General features: G+C 63.4%; 19 protein-coding genes. 7 read left to right on the top strand and 12 right to left on the bottom strand.

Going from position 1 to position 17267, the window contains the following annotated elements:
- Positions 1–127: 127 nt before the first annotated feature.
- The gene (locus FHW96_RS04395; protein WP_172339320.1) at positions 128–1147 is read right to left on the bottom strand and encodes a VOC family protein; all 1020 of its coding nucleotides are present in this window, start codon (positions 1145–1147) and stop codon (positions 128–130) included.
- A gap of 236 nt (positions 1148–1383) precedes the next feature.
- On the opposite strand from FHW96_RS04395, the gene FHW96_RS04390 reads away from it, so the two are divergent.
- Positions 1384–2640 carry an MFS transporter gene (locus tag FHW96_RS04390; RefSeq protein ID WP_172339319.1) on the top strand — a complete coding sequence of 419 codons (1257 nt, stop codon included), beginning with the start codon at positions 1384–1386 and terminating at the stop codon, positions 2638–2640.
- A 40-nt stretch (positions 2641–2680) separates the two neighbouring features.
- Here FHW96_RS04390 and FHW96_RS04385 read toward each other — a convergent pair whose 3' ends face one another.
- The 7 genes from FHW96_RS04385 to FHW96_RS04355 form a co-directional block, all read right to left on the bottom strand.
- Positions 2681–3298, bottom strand: coding sequence for a nuclear transport factor 2 family protein (locus tag FHW96_RS04385; protein ID WP_172339318.1), 618 nt, complete (start codon positions 3296–3298; stop codon positions 2681–2683).
- Entirely contained in the window at positions 3295–4302 is a 1008-nt protein-coding gene (locus tag FHW96_RS04380; protein WP_216650758.1) for an amidohydrolase family protein, read from the bottom strand. Before FHW96_RS04380 ends, FHW96_RS04385 begins: the two co-directional genes overlap by 4 nt.
- A gap of 85 nt (positions 4303–4387) precedes the next feature.
- Positions 4388–5227 (bottom strand): acetoacetate decarboxylase family protein, encoded by an 840-nt coding sequence (locus FHW96_RS04375; protein ID WP_172339316.1) that lies wholly within the window; start codon positions 5225–5227, stop codon positions 4388–4390.
- Between the two features lie 20 nt (positions 5228–5247).
- On the bottom strand, positions 5248–5802 hold the full coding sequence (locus FHW96_RS04370) for a cupin domain-containing protein (protein WP_172339315.1): 555 nt from the start codon (positions 5800–5802) through the stop codon (positions 5248–5250).
- 12 nt (positions 5803–5814) lie between these two features.
- A complete protein-coding gene (locus FHW96_RS04365) occupies positions 5815–6666 on the bottom strand; it encodes an amidohydrolase (protein ID WP_172339314.1) in 852 nt (283 codons plus the stop codon).
- A complete protein-coding gene (locus tag FHW96_RS04360) occupies positions 6666–7439 on the bottom strand; it encodes an SDR family NAD(P)-dependent oxidoreductase (RefSeq protein ID WP_172339313.1) in 774 nt (257 codons plus the stop codon). The genes FHW96_RS04365 and FHW96_RS04360 overlap by 1 nt, the downstream gene beginning before the upstream one ends.
- A gap of 13 nt (positions 7440–7452) precedes the next feature.
- Positions 7453–8901, bottom strand: a complete 1449-nt coding sequence (locus FHW96_RS04355) for an NAD-dependent succinate-semialdehyde dehydrogenase (RefSeq protein ID WP_172339312.1) — start codon at positions 8899–8901, stop codon at positions 7453–7455.
- Between the two features lie 191 nt (positions 8902–9092).
- Between FHW96_RS04355 and FHW96_RS04350 the strand changes: the two genes are divergently transcribed.
- Both FHW96_RS04350 and FHW96_RS04345 read left to right on the top strand, forming a co-directional pair.
- Positions 9093–10064: a fumarylacetoacetate hydrolase family protein gene (locus tag FHW96_RS04350; protein WP_172339311.1), complete on the top strand. Its 972-nt coding sequence runs from the start codon at positions 9093–9095 to the stop codon at positions 10062–10064.
- The gene (locus tag FHW96_RS04345; RefSeq protein ID WP_172339310.1) at positions 10061–10603 is read left to right on the top strand and encodes a DUF4286 family protein; all 543 of its coding nucleotides are present in this window, start codon (positions 10061–10063) and stop codon (positions 10601–10603) included. The genes FHW96_RS04350 and FHW96_RS04345 overlap by 4 nt, the downstream gene beginning before the upstream one ends.
- Here FHW96_RS04345 and FHW96_RS04340 read toward each other — a convergent pair.
- Positions 10600–11280, bottom strand: a complete 681-nt coding sequence (locus tag FHW96_RS04340) for a hypothetical protein (protein WP_172339309.1) — start codon at positions 11278–11280, stop codon at positions 10600–10602. The two genes, FHW96_RS04345 and FHW96_RS04340, sit on opposite strands and share 4 nt — an antisense overlap.
- A gap of 82 nt (positions 11281–11362) precedes the next feature.
- On the opposite strand from FHW96_RS04340, the gene FHW96_RS04335 reads away from it, so the two are divergent.
- A complete protein-coding gene (locus tag FHW96_RS04335; protein ID WP_216650757.1) occupies positions 11363–11950 on the top strand; it encodes a carboxymuconolactone decarboxylase family protein in 588 nt (195 codons plus the stop codon).
- 31 nt (positions 11951–11981) lie between these two features.
- Here the strand turns inward: FHW96_RS04335 and FHW96_RS04330 are convergent, their stop codons facing one another.
- The 3 genes from FHW96_RS04330 to FHW96_RS04320 form a co-directional block, all read right to left on the bottom strand.
- On the bottom strand, positions 11982–12419 hold the full coding sequence (locus FHW96_RS04330; RefSeq protein WP_172339308.1) for a VOC family protein: 438 nt from the start codon (positions 12417–12419) through the stop codon (positions 11982–11984).
- Positions 12419–13540 (bottom strand): FAD-dependent monooxygenase, encoded by a 1122-nt coding sequence (locus tag FHW96_RS04325; protein WP_172339307.1) that lies wholly within the window; start codon positions 13538–13540, stop codon positions 12419–12421. Before FHW96_RS04325 ends, FHW96_RS04330 begins: the two co-directional genes overlap by 1 nt.
- A 167-nt stretch (positions 13541–13707) precedes the next feature.
- Positions 13708–14646: a LysR family transcriptional regulator gene (locus FHW96_RS04320; RefSeq protein WP_172339306.1), complete on the bottom strand. Its 939-nt coding sequence runs from the start codon at positions 14644–14646 to the stop codon at positions 13708–13710.
- A 217-nt stretch (positions 14647–14863) separates the two neighbouring features.
- On the opposite strand from FHW96_RS04320, the gene FHW96_RS04315 reads away from it, so the two are divergent.
- From FHW96_RS04315 to FHW96_RS04305, 3 genes are read left to right on the top strand one after another with little or no spacing between them, the layout of a single operon-like run.
- Entirely contained in the window at positions 14864–15478 is a 615-nt protein-coding gene (locus FHW96_RS04315; RefSeq protein WP_172339305.1) for a cytochrome b, read from the top strand.
- A 24-nt stretch (positions 15479–15502) separates the two neighbouring features.
- Positions 15503–16348 carry an intradiol ring-cleavage dioxygenase gene (locus tag FHW96_RS04310; RefSeq protein ID WP_172339304.1) on the top strand — a complete coding sequence of 282 codons (846 nt, stop codon included), beginning with the start codon at positions 15503–15505 and terminating at the stop codon, positions 16346–16348.
- Between the two features lie 8 nt (positions 16349–16356).
- Positions 16357–17256, top strand: a complete 900-nt coding sequence (locus FHW96_RS04305) for an MBL fold metallo-hydrolase (RefSeq protein ID WP_172339303.1) — start codon at positions 16357–16359, stop codon at positions 17254–17256.
- The last annotated feature ends 11 nt before the right edge of the window (positions 17257–17267 follow it).

The following is a 17267-nucleotide window of genomic DNA, read 5'->3' as shown; positions in this document are numbered from 1 at the left end:
TATCGCCCAGCGCCGCCTCGACAATATCACGAACCTTGCGATCCGACGCCGCCTTCTCTTCCGCAGCCGCGCCGCGCTTCAGCCATATGGCCATGATCTTTCCCCTAATAATTATTTTATGGACGAATTACTTGCGATCCGCTTTTCCGAAATCGCGCCATGCCTCCAACGAGGCCTCTTCCGGGTCGAGCGCGACATCCCATGTGATGCCCCGGTCCCCGAAAAATCCCGGCGAATCCGTTTGCCAGACCGCCGCGCCAAACATCATTTCCCACACGCGCGGGATCCAGCCATCGTCGAGATAATCGGTGTCGGCATGATATTCCGCGTCCCCGCCCGCCGGGCATGGGAAATAGTAATACATGGCCGAGGAAATCCGGTGACGGTTGAGCGCGGGGGCAAAGGGCCGTTCATGCGCCCAGCCATGGTCCGTCATGTAATTGGCGCCCACCATCACCTCGTCAATATCCTCAAGGCCAAAGGCGATGTGGGCATAGCCGCGCTTGCCCCGCGTGCCGGGATGCTGGGTGGTAAGCCAGAAGATCGTGTGATGTTCATAGGTGCCATCGGCGCGGGCAAAGATGCCATTGGCCTTGGAATGGTCGGTCATGCGGAAACCGAGACGGTCGCGATAAAATTCGTAGGATGATACATAATCATCTGAAAAATATACAATATGATTGATCGTGCGCGGCATGGCACGCGCACGCCACTTGCGATGCTGGTTCAGCCGCAGGATGTTGTCGGGCGCGTTGACGGGATCGGGGCGGCACATCACCGGCCGCTTGTTCCACACGCGCAGGCCCATCGGATTGCCATCGGGATCGAGGAAATGCGCCGTGCCATCACCATCGCGGCGCACCTCGCGATCCACCGCCACCTTGGCCACCAGACGCTCCAGCGCCTCGGCCGTATCGACACCAAGGAAGCATTCGCGCACCCCCGAACCGGGGAAATAGGTCGGGGGCAGCGAGGGATCGTCGATGCCCCGCATAATCATCCGCGAGCCCGAAGGCAGCGTCCATTCGCTGGGCCCGTCATCGGCGCCGTCATCGCTGCGGATCAGGCCATAATCGGCCCAGAAGCGGTTGCACAGCGCCAGATCCTCCACGCCATACACCACACTTTCGATGCCAAGGATCGGCATGTGCTTCATTCTCCCACTTGTCCATCGGCGGCATCGCTGACACGCCGATTTCGTTGGCCATGTCATTGCGGCGGGCGGGCGGCTGCCTCAAGGATTAATTAGCGCTATTAAGAATTAATCAGCTATACGATTTTCGGTGCTTGGCCCGGTGCCCAACCCGTGGCAGCACAGGCAAAGCTGGCGCCGGTTGATAAGCAAAGCCCTGCGCGCAAAACACAATGACTGGGGAAAAGAGAATGTCATCGGCCGATCCGGGCAAATCCGGCGAATTCACAAAGGCGGCAATACTGGCGGCGATGGGGGCATGGTTCGGCTTTCTGACCGGACCCAATGTGATGGTGGCCGCCACCAACAGCAATTTCCTGCGCATTCTGCCCGAGGAACTGCACACAACCCGCACCAATATCTCGCTGGCGCTGGCCATTTCGCTCTGGCTCAACGCGATGCTGGTGCCGATTGGCGGGCGCATGGTGGACCGCTTCGGCCTGCGCAAAGTAGTGCTGCCCGGCATCCTGGTCTTTGCCGCCACCTTTATGGCGATGAGCCGGATGCAGGTCGGCTGGCATTTTCTGGCGTTTCAGATCGTAATGGCGGTGCCGGTTTCGATGCATGCCTCGCCCGCCTATGCCAAGCTTGTCTCGCTGTGGTTTGACCGCAATCGCGGGCTGGTGCTGGGGCTGTGCGTAGCGCTGGGCGCGGGGTTGGGGCAGACGATCATGCCCAAGCTGACGCAATGGATGATCGCCACCTATGGCTGGCGTGGGGCCTATATTGGGGTTGGCACAATCATTTTGGTGATCGGTTTTCCGATGGTGACGCTGCTGGCCCATACGCCCAAAAGTCTGGCGGAAAAGAATAAAAACACCGCCGCGAACCCCTTGGGCCAACAAGGCGTGACGCGGGCCGAGGCCTTGCGCAATCCGGTGTTCTATCTGGTGTTCTTTGCCATCGCCTTTGGCTCGATGTCGCTGCTGGCCACGATGCAGCATGCCGTGCCGCTGCTGACCGAGCGCGGCTTGCCGATCAACACGGCCACCACGGTGATGAGCTGCGCCTTTGCGGGCGTGATCGCCGGACAGCTCAGTTCGGGCGTGATGGCCGACCGGTTCAATTCGCCGCGCGTGGTGCTGCCCTATTTCGTCTGCGCGCTGTTTGGCGTGCTGGTGGTCCATTCACAGAATGATCCGCGCATCCTGATCCCCGGCGCGCTGCTGATGGGTCTGGGGCTTGGCGGAGAGATCAGCCAGAACGCCTATCTCGTCTCGCGCTATTTCGGGCTGAAGGCTTTTGGCGCGATCTATGGCCTGACCTTTGCGGCCAGCGCGCTGGGCAATGGCACGGGGGTGATCCTGCTGGGCCATATTCGCGACCATTTCGGCACCTATGCGCCGGGCATCTGGCTGGTGGGCGGGGCGATGTCGGCCTCAGTGCTGTGCGTCGCGCTGATGCCGCGCTTTGTGTATGAAAGCCCGAATGCGGCCAAGAAGGGCTGATGGGAAAGGGGCACCCCAACCAAACGGGACGCCCCTTTTCTCACACCTTGGGCTTGGGCGTCGTATAGGCGTCCATGCCGATAAACAGGCGGGAAAAGCGCCACATCCCGCCCGCCTTACGCAGATCGGCGGTGTAGATCACCGCCGCGCCCAGAATTAGCCCGCCATGCGCCGCCACCGAAACCAGCGCATAGGCCAGCACCCGCGCCTTATTCGCGCTGGCTTCCTCGACGATGATGTTGGTAAAGCAATGGCGGCGCTGGTCGCCCTGCTGGCGAAAGCTGTTGGCGAAATTGGCCACCACCGCCTCGCGCCCGCGCACCACCTGAAACGGCGCGCCATGGCCATCGGCCACCTCGACCACGACATCCTCGGTAAACAAGGTGGCCAGCACGTCCCCCAGCCCTTCGTCATGGCCCATGCCGTATCGGGCAAAGCATTGCTGGATCATCAGCATATCCAGCGCATCGCAGACCGGCGGCGCATTGGGACCGATGTTGACGGCCTTGTCCTTGCTGGCCCATGCCTGCCTCGGCCCGGCATCGCCTTCCGATGCAGAAACGGGGCCGGCAACCGCCAGCCCCGCCATCCCTGCCCCCATCAGGCCCGCCACCGCGCCCAGAACAGCGCGGCGGCTTTCACTTTCGATCTCTTTCATACAATCTCCTTCATCCCCATCAACCGCATCAGATTGCCCCCCAGCAGCGCCGCGCGATCCGCATCGGACAGGCCCGGAATGGCCGCGATCAGCCCGTGAATATCGTAATGCCCCATATCGAACGGGTAATCGGTGCCGATCACCACATTCCCGACCCCCACCCGCTCGATCAGCAGCGCCACATCGCGCGGGTCGAACACCAGCGAGTCAAAATGCAGCCGCCCCAAATAGCTCGACGGACGGTGGCAACAGGTGCAGGCGTCCGGTCGCTGCGCCCATGCATGATCGGCCCGGCCCAGATGCGCAGGCAGATAGCCCCCGCCATGCGCCGCCACGACTTTCAGGCCGCTATGCCGGTCCAACACCCCGCCAAAGATCAGATGGCTGAGCGCGACCGCATGTTCGACCGGCTGCCCCACGCTGTTCGACAGATAGGCAGGCGCGAGGCGCTCATCGAGCGAGCAGCCCATCGGATGAATGAACACCACCGCGCCCAATGCCTCCGCCGCCGCCCAGACCGGATCGAAGCGCCGGTCCGAGAGTTCGGCCCCGTCGATGGTCGAACTGATCTCCACCCCCTTGAAGCCCAGATCGCGCACGCAATGGCGCATCTGCTCCACCGCCAGCGCGGGATGCTGCATGGCGATGGTGCCAAGGCCGACCAGCCGGTCGGGCGCCTGCGCCACCAATTCAGCCAGCGCCTCATTCTGGATGCCCACGATCTCCTGCGCCAGATCTTCGGGTGCCCAATAGTGATACTGGTTGGGCGAAGGGCTGACGACCTGCATGTCGACGCCCATCACATCCATGTCATGCAGCCGTTGCTCGATCCGGGTCAGGCCCGGCATCGCGGCCGGGATCATCACATCGCGATTATAGGCGATGGTCTGCGCGCCCATCGTGCGGATGCGAAATTCCGCCTCTCCCGCGCGTTCCGGGCGGCCTACGGTCAGGCGTTCCACTTCTGGAAACATCGCATGGGCGTGGATGTCGATGGTGGTCAAGGGTCTCCCATCCCCACCGATCAGGCGAGGATGGGGCGCGGTTTTGGGCACATTGCCGGGACTTGGGCCGGGGCCGGGCATGGGCTCAATCCAGCCGATAGGTGTCGTCGCCCGAAGCGCCGCCCACCATGTCGAACAGATAGGCCCCGCGATTTTCCACGATGGGGAACGAGGCAAAGCCGTTCACGATCGTATATTGCGTAGGCAATTGTTCAAACGTGGGCCGCGCCCATTCCACGCCGCCGCGCCCGGCCAGATAGCGCGTGGTCTTGACCCCGCTCCATGCCGGAGGGGTCAGCGTGGCGTAATTGGCATCGGCCTCCTCGCCCCATTTCTTGCCGGGGCGCGGCGTGGCCGGGATATATTTCCACGACAGCAACCCGCGATTGGCCGGATTACCCGCGGGCGCAGGCTGCTCCACCAGATCCTCTGCCCACAGCTTGGCAAAGGGAAAGCCGCGCCAACTCATGCTGGTGTGATGGCGCCCGTTGAAATCGCTGACCTCGGGAATGTCGCAGAACAGCTTGTTATGGCCCAGTTCCTCGCGCCCCGTGGTGATCGGGTCGGACAGGCTTTCCCAGCGCGCCATCAGCAATGTGCCATGCACATCGCCCTCGGTCTGGCTGGCGTAAATGATCGGCACTTTCACATCGAACATGTTGTAGCCCCCGCCTGCCAGCCAGGAAAAGCCGGTCATGTAGATCGCCTCGACGGTGATGACCGGCTCGCCCCACAGGCGGAAACCTTCAGGCAAAACCGCCTCCAGCGCGTTGGCGTCAGTCAGATAGCGCGCGCCCAGCGTCGAGCGCACCGGCTCGCGGGCGAAGTCTTGCACCACGCCTTCGGGCGTCCAGCGGGGACAGGGATTGGGGCCGAAAAACACCGGCATGCGATAGAATTTGCCGGGCTCGCGATGGAAAGACATGTGGGTAAACCTTTCGTGGATCAGTTGGTGACGGCGCCGGTGCGGATTTCGAGATGCTGGGGCAGCGTCTCACGCAATTCGGGCGCGAAGGTGCCGGAGATGAGGATGAAGGCCATGCGGCAAACCTTGTCGGAACGGTTTTCCCACGCATGGTCGGTGCCGCGCTGGATCACCACGGTGCCCGGCGTCAGCAGAACCTCGCTGTCATCGAGGATCATCCAGATTTCGCCTTCCAGCACGATGCCGTAGTCGATGCTCTTCGTGCGGTGCATCATCTTGTGCCGCCCGTCGGCGCGCGGCGGCAGCCGGTCGATATGGCCGGGAAAGAAGTCGTTGAAGCGGATCTTGGTGCCCCCCGCGGGCGGCGGCGTGATCAGCTCGCCATCGGTGGGTTCAGGCTCAGTCGCGGTGATGATCGCGGGCACGGCAGCCGTGTTCCAGATCTCGATGAAATCCACCAGCGTGCCCTTGTCGCGGATATTGGGCGGGGTGCCATCGGACAGGACGATGGATTTGCCTTGGGCGTCATGGCCCGTCACGACCCGGCGGGCGGGGCGTCTTTGCGTTTCAGACATGCTCTTGCCTCTTCAGGAAAAGGAGTAAAGGCGGGCCGGATTGTCCACGAGGATGGCATGGCGCGCCGTCGCATCGGGCACGGCCAGCGCCAGAAGATCGATCAGATCGCCATCATCGGGCATCCAGCCAATATTGGGATGGGGCCAGTCGGTGCCCCACAGGGTTCGTTCGGGCGCGGCATCGGCCAGCGCCGCCATGAAGGGCAGCGCGCGGGACAGATCGCCATCGGCGCAAATGCGGTCGGCAGCTGAAATCTTGACCCACACATGCGGCAGGCACGCCAGTCCCAGCAGCACCGCAAAAGCATCGCTTCCCGCATCCAGCCGCGCCATGTGATCGATCACCACAGGCACCCCCAGCCCCGCGATCCAATCCGCCTCGGCCCGCAAGGCGGCCTCGTCGAGATGGAACACCAAATGCCAGCCCAGCAAGGCCACCCGCGCGGCGGTGCGCTCGATCATCGCGCGATCCGGGCGGGCGCCCAGATGGCCCACGAAATTGAACCGCGCGCCGCGCAAGCCGCCGATATGCAACGCCGTCAGCGTCGCATCGCCCAGCGTATCATCGAGGATGCCCACACCCGCATAGGCCCCATGGCCCCGCGCAATAGCATCCAGCATCACCGAATGATCCGAACCATAGATCGCGGGCTGAACAAAGACCGCGCGCGCCAGCCCCAGCCGGTCCGCCATCGCGCGATAGTGTTCCAGCGGGGTTTCGGCGGGCCGATAGCTGGCGCCCTCGGGCGTGGGGAAACGGGCAAACGGGCCGAAGATATGGCAATGGGCATCGCATGCCCCCGCCGGCGCCACAAGCCGCCGGGGCGGATGCGGATCGGGGTGCGGAGGGGGCAACTGCGCCATCAGGCCGCCGTCACGCCGCCATCGACCGGGAAATTGGCCCCCGTCACCCATGTCGATTCATCGCTGGCCAGAAACACCGCCGCCCAGGCGATATCGTCGGGCACGCCAAGGCGCTTGATGACCAGACGCTGCAGGATGCGCTCGGCCACCGCGCCGCTGCTGGTGCCCGCCGCCGCCGTGGCGGCGGTCTGCACCATGCCGGGCGCGATCGTGTTGCAGCGGATGCCGTGGGGGCCGCCCTCGATGGCGATCTGGCGGCTCATGGCCATAACGGCGGCCTTGCCCGCACAATGGGCGATCATGCCCGTGTTGGTCGATCCGCGCATGGCGTTGACGCTGGCGAAATTAATGATCGACCCGCCGCCCACTTTGACCATATGCGGCCATGCGGCCTTGACCGCCAGAAACACCAGATCGACCTCGCCCACCATGGTGGGCATCCATTCGCGCTCATAATCCATGGTGGCCACCGGGGCCATATGGGGCGCGATGGCGGCGGCATTCACCAGAATGTCGATATGGCCATATGTCGCGCCCGCATGGTCGATAAAGCGCCCAACGTCATCCGGCCTGGTCAGATCTACCGGATGCACGCTGTCGATGGCCAAGCCCTCATCGGCGGCCTGCTTGACCGTCGCCTCGGCCCATTGGGCCGAGATGTCGCAGCCCACCACAATAGCCCCTTCGCGGGCAAAGCGCAGGGCGATACCTTGCCCGATGCCTGCGCCGATCCCGGTGACAAGGGCGATCTTGCCCTGCAAACGTCCTGCCATGTCGATATCTCCCTTACAGGTCCATCCTGGTGATGAAACGGGTCTGGAGATAGGGCTCAATCGCTTCGCTGCCGCCTTCAAAGCCATAGCCGCTGTCCTTCATGCCGCCAAAGGGCGCTTCGGGATGGCCAAGTCCGAAGTGGTTGAAGGAAATCATCGCGCTTTCCACCCGCTCGGTCACTTCGCGCGCGGTGGCGCTGCTGGTGGTAAAGGCATAGGCGGAAAGGCCATAGGGCAGCCGGTTCGCCTCGGCATAAAGCGCGTCGCGGTCGGACCAGCGGTTGATCATGGCGATGGGGCCAAAGGGTTCCTCGTTCATCAGCGCGGCATCGGTGGGCACATCGGTGAAAACCGTGGGGGCGAAGAAAAAGCCCTGATGGCCCACGCGCGCGCCGCCGCAATGCAGCTTGGCCCCCCTGGCAAGGGCGTCGGCGGTCAGGCGCTCCATGGCCGAAACGCGGCGGATATTAGCCAGCGGCCCGGTGGTGGTGGCCGGGTCAAGCCCGGCGCCGGGCTTCAACGCACTGGCCGCCTCGACAAAGGCCTCGGTGAAGGCGTCGAAAATGCTGTCCTCGACCAGAAAGCGCGTGGGATTGACGCAACTTTGCCCGGCATTGCGGAATTTGTTGCCCACCAAGGCCCGCGCCGTTGCCACCGGATCGGCATCGGCAAAGACCAGCACCGGGGCGTGACCGCCCAGTTCCATCGTGGTCAGCTTCATATGCCGCCCGGCAAGGCCCGCCAGATGCTTGCCCACCGCCGTCGATCCGGTGAAGCTGATCTTGCGCACCAAAGGATGCGGCACGAGATATTCGGAAATTTCCGCAGGCGTACCGTAAACCAGATTGACCACGCCGGCCGGCGCCCCCGCATCGACAAAGGCGCGCACCAGTTCGGCGCAGGAACCGGGCGCTTCCTCCGGCCCTTTGACCACCAGCGCGCAGCCCGCCGCCAGCGCGCCCGCCACCTTGCGCACGATCTGGTTCACCGGGAAATTCCAAGGGGTAAACGCCGCGACAATCCCCACCGGCTCGCGCAGGACATGGTTGGTGATGCCCGGCGCGCGGCCCTCGATGATGCGGCCTGCAATGCGCATCGTCTCGCCCGCCATCCAGTCGCAGGCCTCGGCGGCGCGTTCAACCTCGCCCCGCGCCTCGCCGATCATCTTGCCCTGTTCCAGCACCATTTGCGTGGCAATATCTTCATTGCGTTCGCGCAGCAGGCGGGCCGCCCCGGTCAGCACCCGCGCCCGCGCCATGGCGGGCGTTTTGCGCCACACGGCCAATCCGCGCTCGGCAGCGGCCAGAGCGCGGTCGAGATCCGCGATCCCGGCATGGGCCACCGTGCCGATCTGCTCTTCATTGGCCGGATTGATGACAGGCAAGGTGCGTCCATCGGCCGCAGGCGACCATGCGCCGTCGATAAAAAGCTGGACACTGCGATAAGTTGGCGCATCGGCCATCGTAATTCTCCCGCGTCATTATCAGGGGCATCTGAGGCCCTGTTCGCTTGGCCCTTGGGATATTAGCGCCTTTGCGAATTGTCAAACGCCTCCCCTACCCCTATTTCGGTAATTCTCTTATGCATTCTGCATGAGAAGCGCTGGGGCATCAGGGGGCTTATGGCGGGTGGCAAATCCAAGGGAGAACACCCGTGAAGCTCGTGCTTTTCACCCAGAACAATGGGCCTGCTCATGCGGGCATTCTGACGCCGGCGGGCGTGATCGACGCCAGCCCCGTTGCGCCCGACGGCCATGATCCGCAGGCGACGATGGCCAATCTGATCGCGCGCTATGATGAAATCCGCCCCGCGCTGGAGGCTTTGGCGGCCAATGCGCCTGCCCTGCCCCTGGCCTCGGTGCGCCTGCTCGCGCCGCTGCCGCGTCCAGGCAAGATCGTCAATTGCATCGCCAATTACTGGGAAAACGCCCAGCGCGAGGCGCGGCCGCTCAATATGTTCATCAAGAATGCCGATGCCGTGATCGGGCCGGGCGACACAGTGGTCCTGCCCGAGTTTACCGAACCCTATGCCTTCATGCATGAGGCCGAACTGGCGCTGGTGTTTAAGGGCCCGTCCAAGATGGTGCGCCGCGAGGACTGGCGCAGCGCGATCTTCGGCTATACCTGTCTGATCGACGTGACGGCGCGCGAAAGCGGGCGGCGCACGTGGCGCAACAACAGCTGGATGGGCAAGAGTTTCGACACTTTCGCCCCCATCGGCCCCTGCATCGTCACCGCTGACGAGATCGCGGACCCGAACGATCTGTGGGTGCAATTCTGGAACGATGACCAGTTGCGCCATAATTACAGCACCGACGACATGGAGCATAGCGTGCCCGAAATCGTCGAATTCATCACCACGATCATGACCATGAACAACGGCGATGTCGTGGCCTGCGGCACCAATCACGAAGGGCTGGGCTTCATTCAGGATGGCGAGACGCTGCGGATGAAGATCCACGGCATCGGCGAATTTTCGGTCGGCGTGCGCGATCCGCTGGGGCGCTCGTGGGAGCGCGGGGTCTATATGGGCGAGGGTTCGACCAACCATGAGGCGGTGCGCCGCAACCGCCCCGACGCTGTGCTGCGCGAGGCCACGGCGCCCGGCGTGGAGACGCAAGCGTGAGTCTGGCCAGCTTCATCCGCTGGCCCCTGATCGCCGGAGCCAGCGACGAGGCCGCGCGCGCGCTGATCGGCGCGCACGATGGCTGGGCCTTGCGCTCGATGATCGATGCGGAGGAAGCCTGCCTCTATTGCCCGCCCGAAACCGGCGCGCCGGCGCGGGGCCCGACGGGCGCAGCCCATTACGAGCTTGATCTGGCCAGCGACACCGGCCCGGTGAACAGGCCATGGGGCGTCATCATGCTGGTAGCCTTTGACGTGCCCGACGCGATGACCGCGCAGGTCGAACGGTGGTATGACGACGAGCATATCGAACTGCTGATGCGCGCGCCGGGCTGGCTGCGCGCGCGGCGCTATCGGGTGCGCAGCCATACGGGCGGGCCGCGCTGGACCAGCATGGCCTTTCACGAACTGGCCGATATTTCGGTGATGGATTCGCCCGAGCGCGCCTTTGCCCGGTCCACCCCCTGGCGGGCGGAGCTGGAAAAAGGCGCGTGGTTTCAAGGGGCCGGACGCGGGGTGTTCCGTCCGCTGGGGTGTTAATCGGTCTTTCTAGCCCGCACGCCGTTCAGCACCAGATCGCAGACGAACGCCTTGTAAGCCTCGCGCAGCTCCGCTTCATCGAGGCTTACCCCGGCGGCGACCTCCAATTGACGGCGCGCCGAAACGAAGAACTCGCTCATGCCCACAACGGCAACATAGAGCAGGCTGGGGTCCATGCCCCGAAACGCGCCCTCGCCCAGCCCTGCGCGCAGGATCGAGCCATAGGCCGCCGTGCCGCGATTGGTGAACTGGGTGATCATCGCGCGGGCGGCGGGGTCTTCGCTGTTCGCGATTTCGGTGGCGAACAATTGGTGGAAGAAGGGATAGGTCGCGTTCAGGTCGATCAGAGTCGAGATACGCGCGCAAAGGCGCTCCTCGGCGGTGCCCTCGCTCTGGGCCGATGCCTCGAATTGCGCGGCGAAACGCTGCGCCAGCTTTTCCGCCACCGCCACCAGCAAGGTCGCGCGATTATGGAAATAATAGCGGATCAGCGAGGGATGCACCCCCGTACTGCGCGCCACCACCACCGGGGTGATAGCCGAAGGCGGCATGGTTTTGAGCAGGTCGATGGTCGCATCGATCAACGCATCCTTCCCCACGGATGTATCGATATCCTCGGCGCCGACGCGCGGACGGCCACGGCTCCGCTTGGGTTCCTGATTCACCTGCTCGTTCATCCTATCCACCATATTATCGCCATGTACGCGGGATTGCTCCTGCGCAAGATTAATTCACACGCCAACGAATTGGAAACGCACTTTGGCCAAGCCTGAATTTCCCCCCATCCTCTGGCCGGTCGGGCCGGACCGCCTGCCCAAACAGGATCCGGCCGATTACACCCCGGCACAGGCCGAGGCCGCCGCCGCCCTCATCGCCTCGCCGCGCGGAGAGGTTCGCGGGCCCTTCGTCCCCCTGATGCGCAGCCCCGAGCTGATGGACCTGTCGCAGCAACTGGGCGCGTTTCTGCGCTATCGCTGCAGCATCCCGGTGTCCTTGCGCGAATGGGCGATCTGCATCATCGCCCGCCTCTGGCGCCAGCCTTACGAATGGCACGCCCATGCAAGGCTTGCCCATGAGGCCGGCATTGCGCGCGAGGCGCTGGCCGCGCTGCGCAATGGAGAAAGGCCCCATATGACCGAAGATGAGACGGTGATCTGGGACTTCATCACCCAGCTGCACCACGACCAATTCGTTTCGGACGCAACATGGGCGCGCGCCACCGCGCTGCTGGGAGAAAGCGGGGCGGTCGAACTGACCGGGCTTAGCGGCTATTACACGTTGCTGGCCATGGTGCTGAACACCGCGCGCACCCCGGTGCCGGGCCAGGCTTTCGCCTTTCCCGAATGAAGCCGGGCCGGGCGTTCCCCGGCCCCCTTCCTCAGGCAATTTGCGCGCGCGGATCGGCCACTTTGGGCCATTGCACGAATTCGATCAGATTGCCTTCATTGTCGCGAATGAAGCTGGCCGCGCGGCCATCGGGAAATTCCTTGAGCCACACCACATCGGCCCCGCGCGCGGCAATCGTGGCGATAAACCCACGCACATCCTCCACGCTGAAGGCGACATGCTTGGTGCCATGAGTTTTGAGATCATCGTCGGGGATGCGCCTTTCGGCATCAGCCGCCCGCGCATCGGGGCGACAAAGCAATTCGACATGCAGCGCCCCATTGCCCAACACAGCCACTTCGGCGGGAATGCTTTCAATCACATAGCGCCGCAATTGCACAAAACCCAAACAATCGCGCCACCATGCTATCGATGCGTCCATATCGGCCACGGAAATCCCGACATGGTGAAACCACAATTCCTGCCCCATCAGATCGGCTCCCGAATGGCCGCGCCAAGACTGGCGCTGAGCGCGCGCTGATCGGCAAAGGGCGCGTCATCCATCTCCATCTGACCGATGGCCACCGAACCTTCAAGGATCGTGCGGCAACGCTCAAAGCGCCTCTGCGTGAAATCGGTAAACAAGGCGCCCGTGTCCTCATAGCGCCCGACCATCCGGCCCAGCACCACCGCATCCTCGATGGCCATGCCCGCGCCATAGCCGATATGGGGCGTGGTGGCATGGGCCGCATCGCCCACCATCAGCACGCGCCCCTTGTGCCATGGCCGGGGCATCAGGATCGATTCCAGAGGGCGGTAATTGATCAATGATTCTTCGCTCAATTCCTCGACAATCGCGGGGAAATGGCCGCCAAAACGCGACAGCCGCGCTTTGAGCAAAGGCAGCCAGTCGGCCGCATCGATCCACGGATTGCCCGGCGCCGATTCCAGCAGGTAGAGATACATCAGATCCTGCGAGATCGGGTTGAAGCCCGCCTTGGCATATTGCGCGGAATAGACCCATGTGGCCGTCACATCGGCCGGGCGCGAGACCACCGCGCGCCAGCATCCCTGGCCGGTAAAGGCCGGACCGGGAAGGTCGGGAAAGAGCGCGGACCGCGTGCGCGAAAACAGCCCGTCGGCGGCCACGACGAACCGATGCTCGGCGCTGACCCCATCGCTGGTGGTTACGCGGATATGGTCATCGGCCTCCTCAAAGCTCTGGGCGGAAAGGCCGGTGCGGACCTTGATCCCGGCCTGCTCAATGGCTTGGCGCATCACACCATGCAGACGCGGGCGCAGGATACCGCCCATATTGGGAATGCCTTCGCCAAACATCGGTGTGCTGGCCCCTTGCGAGAGGACATTGCCATCGGCATCGCACGCCCGCACCGGCCCCAGCGAGGCGAAACCGGCCTCCAGCACCGGCCCCAGCATCCCCAGATCAGCAAAGGCCCGCAAGGCCCCGCCATTGAGCGTCAAGCCCGCCCCCAGCGCGTTCCATGTGGAATCGCTCTCGATCAATTCCACGTCCTGACCGGCACGGTGCAGGGCCAGCGCGGCAGCCATGCCGCCGATGCCCCCACCCACCACAAGGATGGACCTCCCCATACATTCTCTTCCCGTCTGCTATGGGGTACGCCATTGGGCGACGCACCCGAACCCGATAAACTCAGGCAAATTCTAGCGGATGGGATGGAGAGGGCCAGTTGCGTTGGGCGTATATCAGCTTTCCACCGGGCCGCCTGAGAGGGACAGGGCGGCCCGGCGCGCGCCCTTTATTGCACCGTCAGCGGGACAAAGGAGGGCGATTCATCATCGCGGTAAACCTCCGGCAAACGGCGCACTTCCTCCGCCAGAAGGCGGGCGATCTTGCGGATGGCAAGGGTTGCGGGGCGCTGGTTTGAACGCACCAGAACCAGCATCAGATCCATGCGCGGGTCGATGATGTCGGCTGCCGAAAGCAGCCCTGCCGCCACATCCTCGCGCACGGCCATGCGGGTGGTGATGGTGTAGCCCATGCCCTTGGCGATCACCTGTTTCTGCGTGGCCAGAGCGTCGATCTGCGGGCCATAGGTAAGGTTGGCCCCGGCGCGGCGGGCGGCCTGTTCGATATGCATGCGCAAAACGTTGGGCGGCTTGGCCTGGATCAGCGGCAGGCCCTGCACCTGTGCCAGGGCGATCTCGCGCTGGCTGGTGATCGGATCGCCCGGAGGGCCCACCACGCAAAGCGGCAGCGTCACCAGCGCCTCATCGCTCGGGCTAAGCGCGCCCGGCTCGCGCAGCACCAGCGCCAGATCGATCCGCCCCGTCGCCACCTGTTCGGCCAGTTGCCCGCCCGCCGCCTCGGTCAGATGCAGCGTGACCTGCGGGAATTTCTCCAAGGCCGCGCCCAGAAATTCCGAGGCGATCCGCACTGAAGGCAAAAGGCCGACAGAAACCGCGCCCACCGGCACACCCGCCTGCCCCTTGATATCCATCATGATCTGTTCGGATTCGCGCACCATCGTCTGCACGCGCGGCAGGATCGCCTCGCCCACCTCGGTCAATGCCACGCCGCGCCCGGTGCGGTAAAACAGCGTGCATCCGCATTCGATCTCCAGCGCGTTGATATGGCGGCTGACCACGGGTTGCCGCCGTTTCATCACCACCGCGACTTTGGACAGGCTGCCCATTTCGGCCACCTTGAGGAACAGTTTCCACCGCTCGAAATCCATGTTCTTTCTCCCATTCCCCGCCCCCGGAATGACCGGGAAGCAGCGGATGCCTGTTTTGAGGCTCCGTTTATTCTTTATGACGCTAATATAATGCACCTGCCGAACCATGGCAAGCTGATATGCGCATAATGATGGGTGCAGCCGGGACCGCCTTTGGCTATCATCGTGCAAGTCATTATCGGCCCGACGCAAGAGAAGGCCTGATGAGAGGACCAAAATGGCGGCATCCTTCAACAAAGCATCAGACCAATGGGCTTATCCGGGCCTCTATTCTTATGGCGCGATTGGCCTGCATTGGTTGATGGCCGTGATCCTGTTGGCTAATATCATCATCGGATGGACCTTTCCCGAGGCCATGCCGGGCCAGAAATATTCGCCAAAGCCGCTACTGCCGCTGCATATCTCGCTGGGGCTGTCGGCGCTGATATTGATCGTTCCGCGCATTATGTGGCGGATCACCCATCGCCCGCCTCCGCACAATCCCGCCATGGCCACGTGGGAGCGAATCGCCGCCTCCCTGGGCCATATGGGGCTTTATGCGCTGATGCTGGCAGTGCCCTTTTCAGGCTGGCTCGTGCTGTCCGCACATAAGGTTCAGAAGAGCAAGCTAATGTTTTTTGGTCTTTTTGAATTCCCCCACTTCCCGGTGTTCCCCTCGCTGCCCCCTGCCGATGTGTTGTGGTGGCATGATACGATGGTGACGGTGCATGGCGTTCTGGCGAGCTGGGTCTTGCCCGTGCTGATCACGCTGCATGTGGGGGCGGTGGTCAAGCATCATCTGGTCGACCGCGATCCGGTGTTGCGCCGCATGTGGCCGGAGCGAAACACCTAACCCTTTCTTTTCAGGAGTTCATTCATGTCGACATCTCTGTCACGCCGGGGCGTAATCGCCACCGGCATCCTTGGCGCGGGCGCCGCATCCATGGCGCGCGCCGCACCGAGGCCCAAAAATACCGCACCCGAGAATATCTGCCTGATCCATCCCGACACGGTCGATGGGCCCTATTACGAAAACAAGCCGATCATCCGCCGCGACATCACCGAGGGCAAAAAGGGCATCCCGCTGGAAGTCCGCGTGCGGGTGGTCGATGCGCAATGCCGCCCGGTGTCGGGCGCGCGGGTCGATACATGGCAGGCCGATGCGCAAGGCATCTATTCCGATTTTCCCAATCAGGGCGACGATCTGGACATTGCCACGCCGGGGCAGACATTCCTGCGCGGAACGCAGATGAGTGATGCGGCCGGATGGGTCACGTTCAACACGATCTATCCAGGATGGTATCGCGGACGCACCGCCCATATCCACTTCAAGATCTATATCGGCGGCCGCACCCGCCTGACCAGCCAGATCTTCTTTCCCGATGCGCTCAACGAATGGATCTATCTGAATGTGCCGGATTATAAGCGCCCCTTGCTGCGCGACACGATCAATGTCACCGACTGGATCATGGCCGAGGCAACGCGCAATGCCGTGGCGCAGGTGAAGGAGGAGGCCGACCGCTATGTGGCGACCATGACCTTCGGCGTGAACCCTCTGGCCACGCCCGCGCCGGGCGAAAAGATGCCCTGTCCGACCGATGGCAGCAAATGCGTGCCCGCCCCCGGCGTGCCACCCAAGGGGGACGATCGGATTGCCGCGCTGGTGCCCTCGGCGGAAAACGGGCGCCGCCCGCGCGCGCAAAAACCCCCGCTTCCGCGTTGAAAGGATGGATGATGAAAGCGATCTACCTGCTGGCAGGCCTTGTGCTCGCCTCACCCGACGCCGCGCAGAACCCCTTTATGGCGCCGATCAAAACCACCCCCATCACCGCTGATCTGGTGATGTTGAGCGCAGGATCGAACGCGGTTCTGGCCGTGGGCGACAAGAGCGCCATTCTGGTCGACGCGCTGTTTTTCAACCCCGACAAGCTGGCCGAAGCGGTCCGCGCCGTGACGCCCAAGCCGGTGGCCTTCGTGGTCAACACCCATGCGCATCGCGACCATACCGGAGCCAATGCGCTGTTTGCCGGAATGGGGGCCAAGGTCGTCTCCACCTCCGCCGCCGCGCGTCGGATTGCCGAGCCATCGACCAACCCACGCGGCGAGACGCAGCCGCCCATCGACAAGGCCGGCTGGCCCACGATCACCTATGACAAGGCGAGCAAGGTTTCGGTTCCGGGAGAAAGTCTGAATTTTCTGCCGGTTGAGCCTTCGCATATGGATGGCGACGCGCTGATCTTCTTTCCGCGCCAGAATGTGCTGGTGATGGGCGATCTGCATCACAGCCACGAATATCCGGTCTATGACGGCGTGAGCGGGTGCAAATGCGGCAGCTATGAGGGCAATCTGCGGGTCTATCGCCGCGCCATCGGCATGATCGACGATGCCACCAAGGTCGTTCCCGGCCATGGTGGATTGACCAACCGGGCCGAGCTGATCGCCTATGTCGCCATGCTGGAAAAGATACGCGATGCGGTGAAGCGCGAAGTGGCCGCGGGCAAGAGCAGGCAGGAGGTGGTGGCGATGCACCTGCTGGCCGATGATCGGTCGGTGCAGCCGGGCGGGCCGGACAATGCCGATGCCTTTGTCGGCGCACTTTATGAGGCAATAAAGACCGGAGTTGGTATCTGAGACGTATTTCT

Source organism: Novosphingobium sp. SG751A (genome assembly GCF_013149295.1).
In the GTDB taxonomy this organism is placed as follows: Bacteria; Pseudomonadota; Alphaproteobacteria; order Sphingomonadales; family Sphingomonadaceae; genus Novosphingobium.
Note: the sequence above shows the minus strand (reverse complement) of the source record. Positions and strands in the feature narration are given on the sequence as shown.

Coding starts and splice junctions, on each gene's coding strand:
- FHW96_RS04395 (WP_172339320.1), bottom strand. CDS start 1,147: ATGCCGATCCTTGGCATCGAAAGTGTGGTGTATGGCGTGGAGGATCTG.
- FHW96_RS04390 (WP_172339319.1), top strand. CDS start 1,384: ATGTCATCGGCCGATCCGGGCAAATCCGGCGAATTCACAAAGGCGGCA.
- FHW96_RS04385 (WP_172339318.1), bottom strand. CDS start 3,298: ATGAAAGAGATCGAAAGTGAAAGCCGCCGCGCTGTTCTGGGCGCGGTG.
- FHW96_RS04375 (WP_172339316.1), bottom strand. CDS start 5,227: ATGTCTTTCCATCGCGAGCCCGGCAAATTCTATCGCATGCCGGTGTTT.
- FHW96_RS04370 (WP_172339315.1), bottom strand. CDS start 5,802: ATGTCTGAAACGCAAAGACGCCCCGCCCGCCGGGTCGTGACGGGCCAT.
- FHW96_RS04365 (WP_172339314.1), bottom strand. CDS start 6,666: ATGGCGCAGTTGCCCCCTCCGCACCCCGATCCGCATCCGCCCCGGCGG.
- FHW96_RS04360 (WP_172339313.1), bottom strand. CDS start 7,439: ATGGCAGGACGTTTGCAGGGCAAGATCGCCCTTGTCACCGGGATCGGC.
- FHW96_RS04355 (WP_172339312.1), bottom strand. CDS start 8,901: ATGGCCGATGCGCCAACTTATCGCAGTGTCCAGCTTTTTATCGACGGC.
- FHW96_RS04340 (WP_172339309.1), bottom strand. CDS start 11,280: ATGAACGAGCAGGTGAATCAGGAACCCAAGCGGAGCCGTGGCCGTCCG.
- FHW96_RS04330 (WP_172339308.1), bottom strand. CDS start 12,419: ATGGGGCAGGAATTGTGGTTTCACCATGTCGGGATTTCCGTGGCCGAT.
- FHW96_RS04325 (WP_172339307.1), bottom strand. CDS start 13,540: ATGGGGAGGTCCATCCTTGTGGTGGGTGGGGGCATCGGCGGCATGGCT.
- FHW96_RS04320 (WP_172339306.1), bottom strand. CDS start 14,646: ATGGATTTCGAGCGGTGGAAACTGTTCCTCAAGGTGGCCGAAATGGGC.
- FHW96_RS04315 (WP_172339305.1), top strand. CDS start 14,864: ATGGCGGCATCCTTCAACAAAGCATCAGACCAATGGGCTTATCCGGGC.
- FHW96_RS04310 (WP_172339304.1), top strand. CDS start 15,503: ATGTCGACATCTCTGTCACGCCGGGGCGTAATCGCCACCGGCATCCTT.
- FHW96_RS04305 (WP_172339303.1), top strand. CDS start 16,357: ATGATGAAAGCGATCTACCTGCTGGCAGGCCTTGTGCTCGCCTCACCC.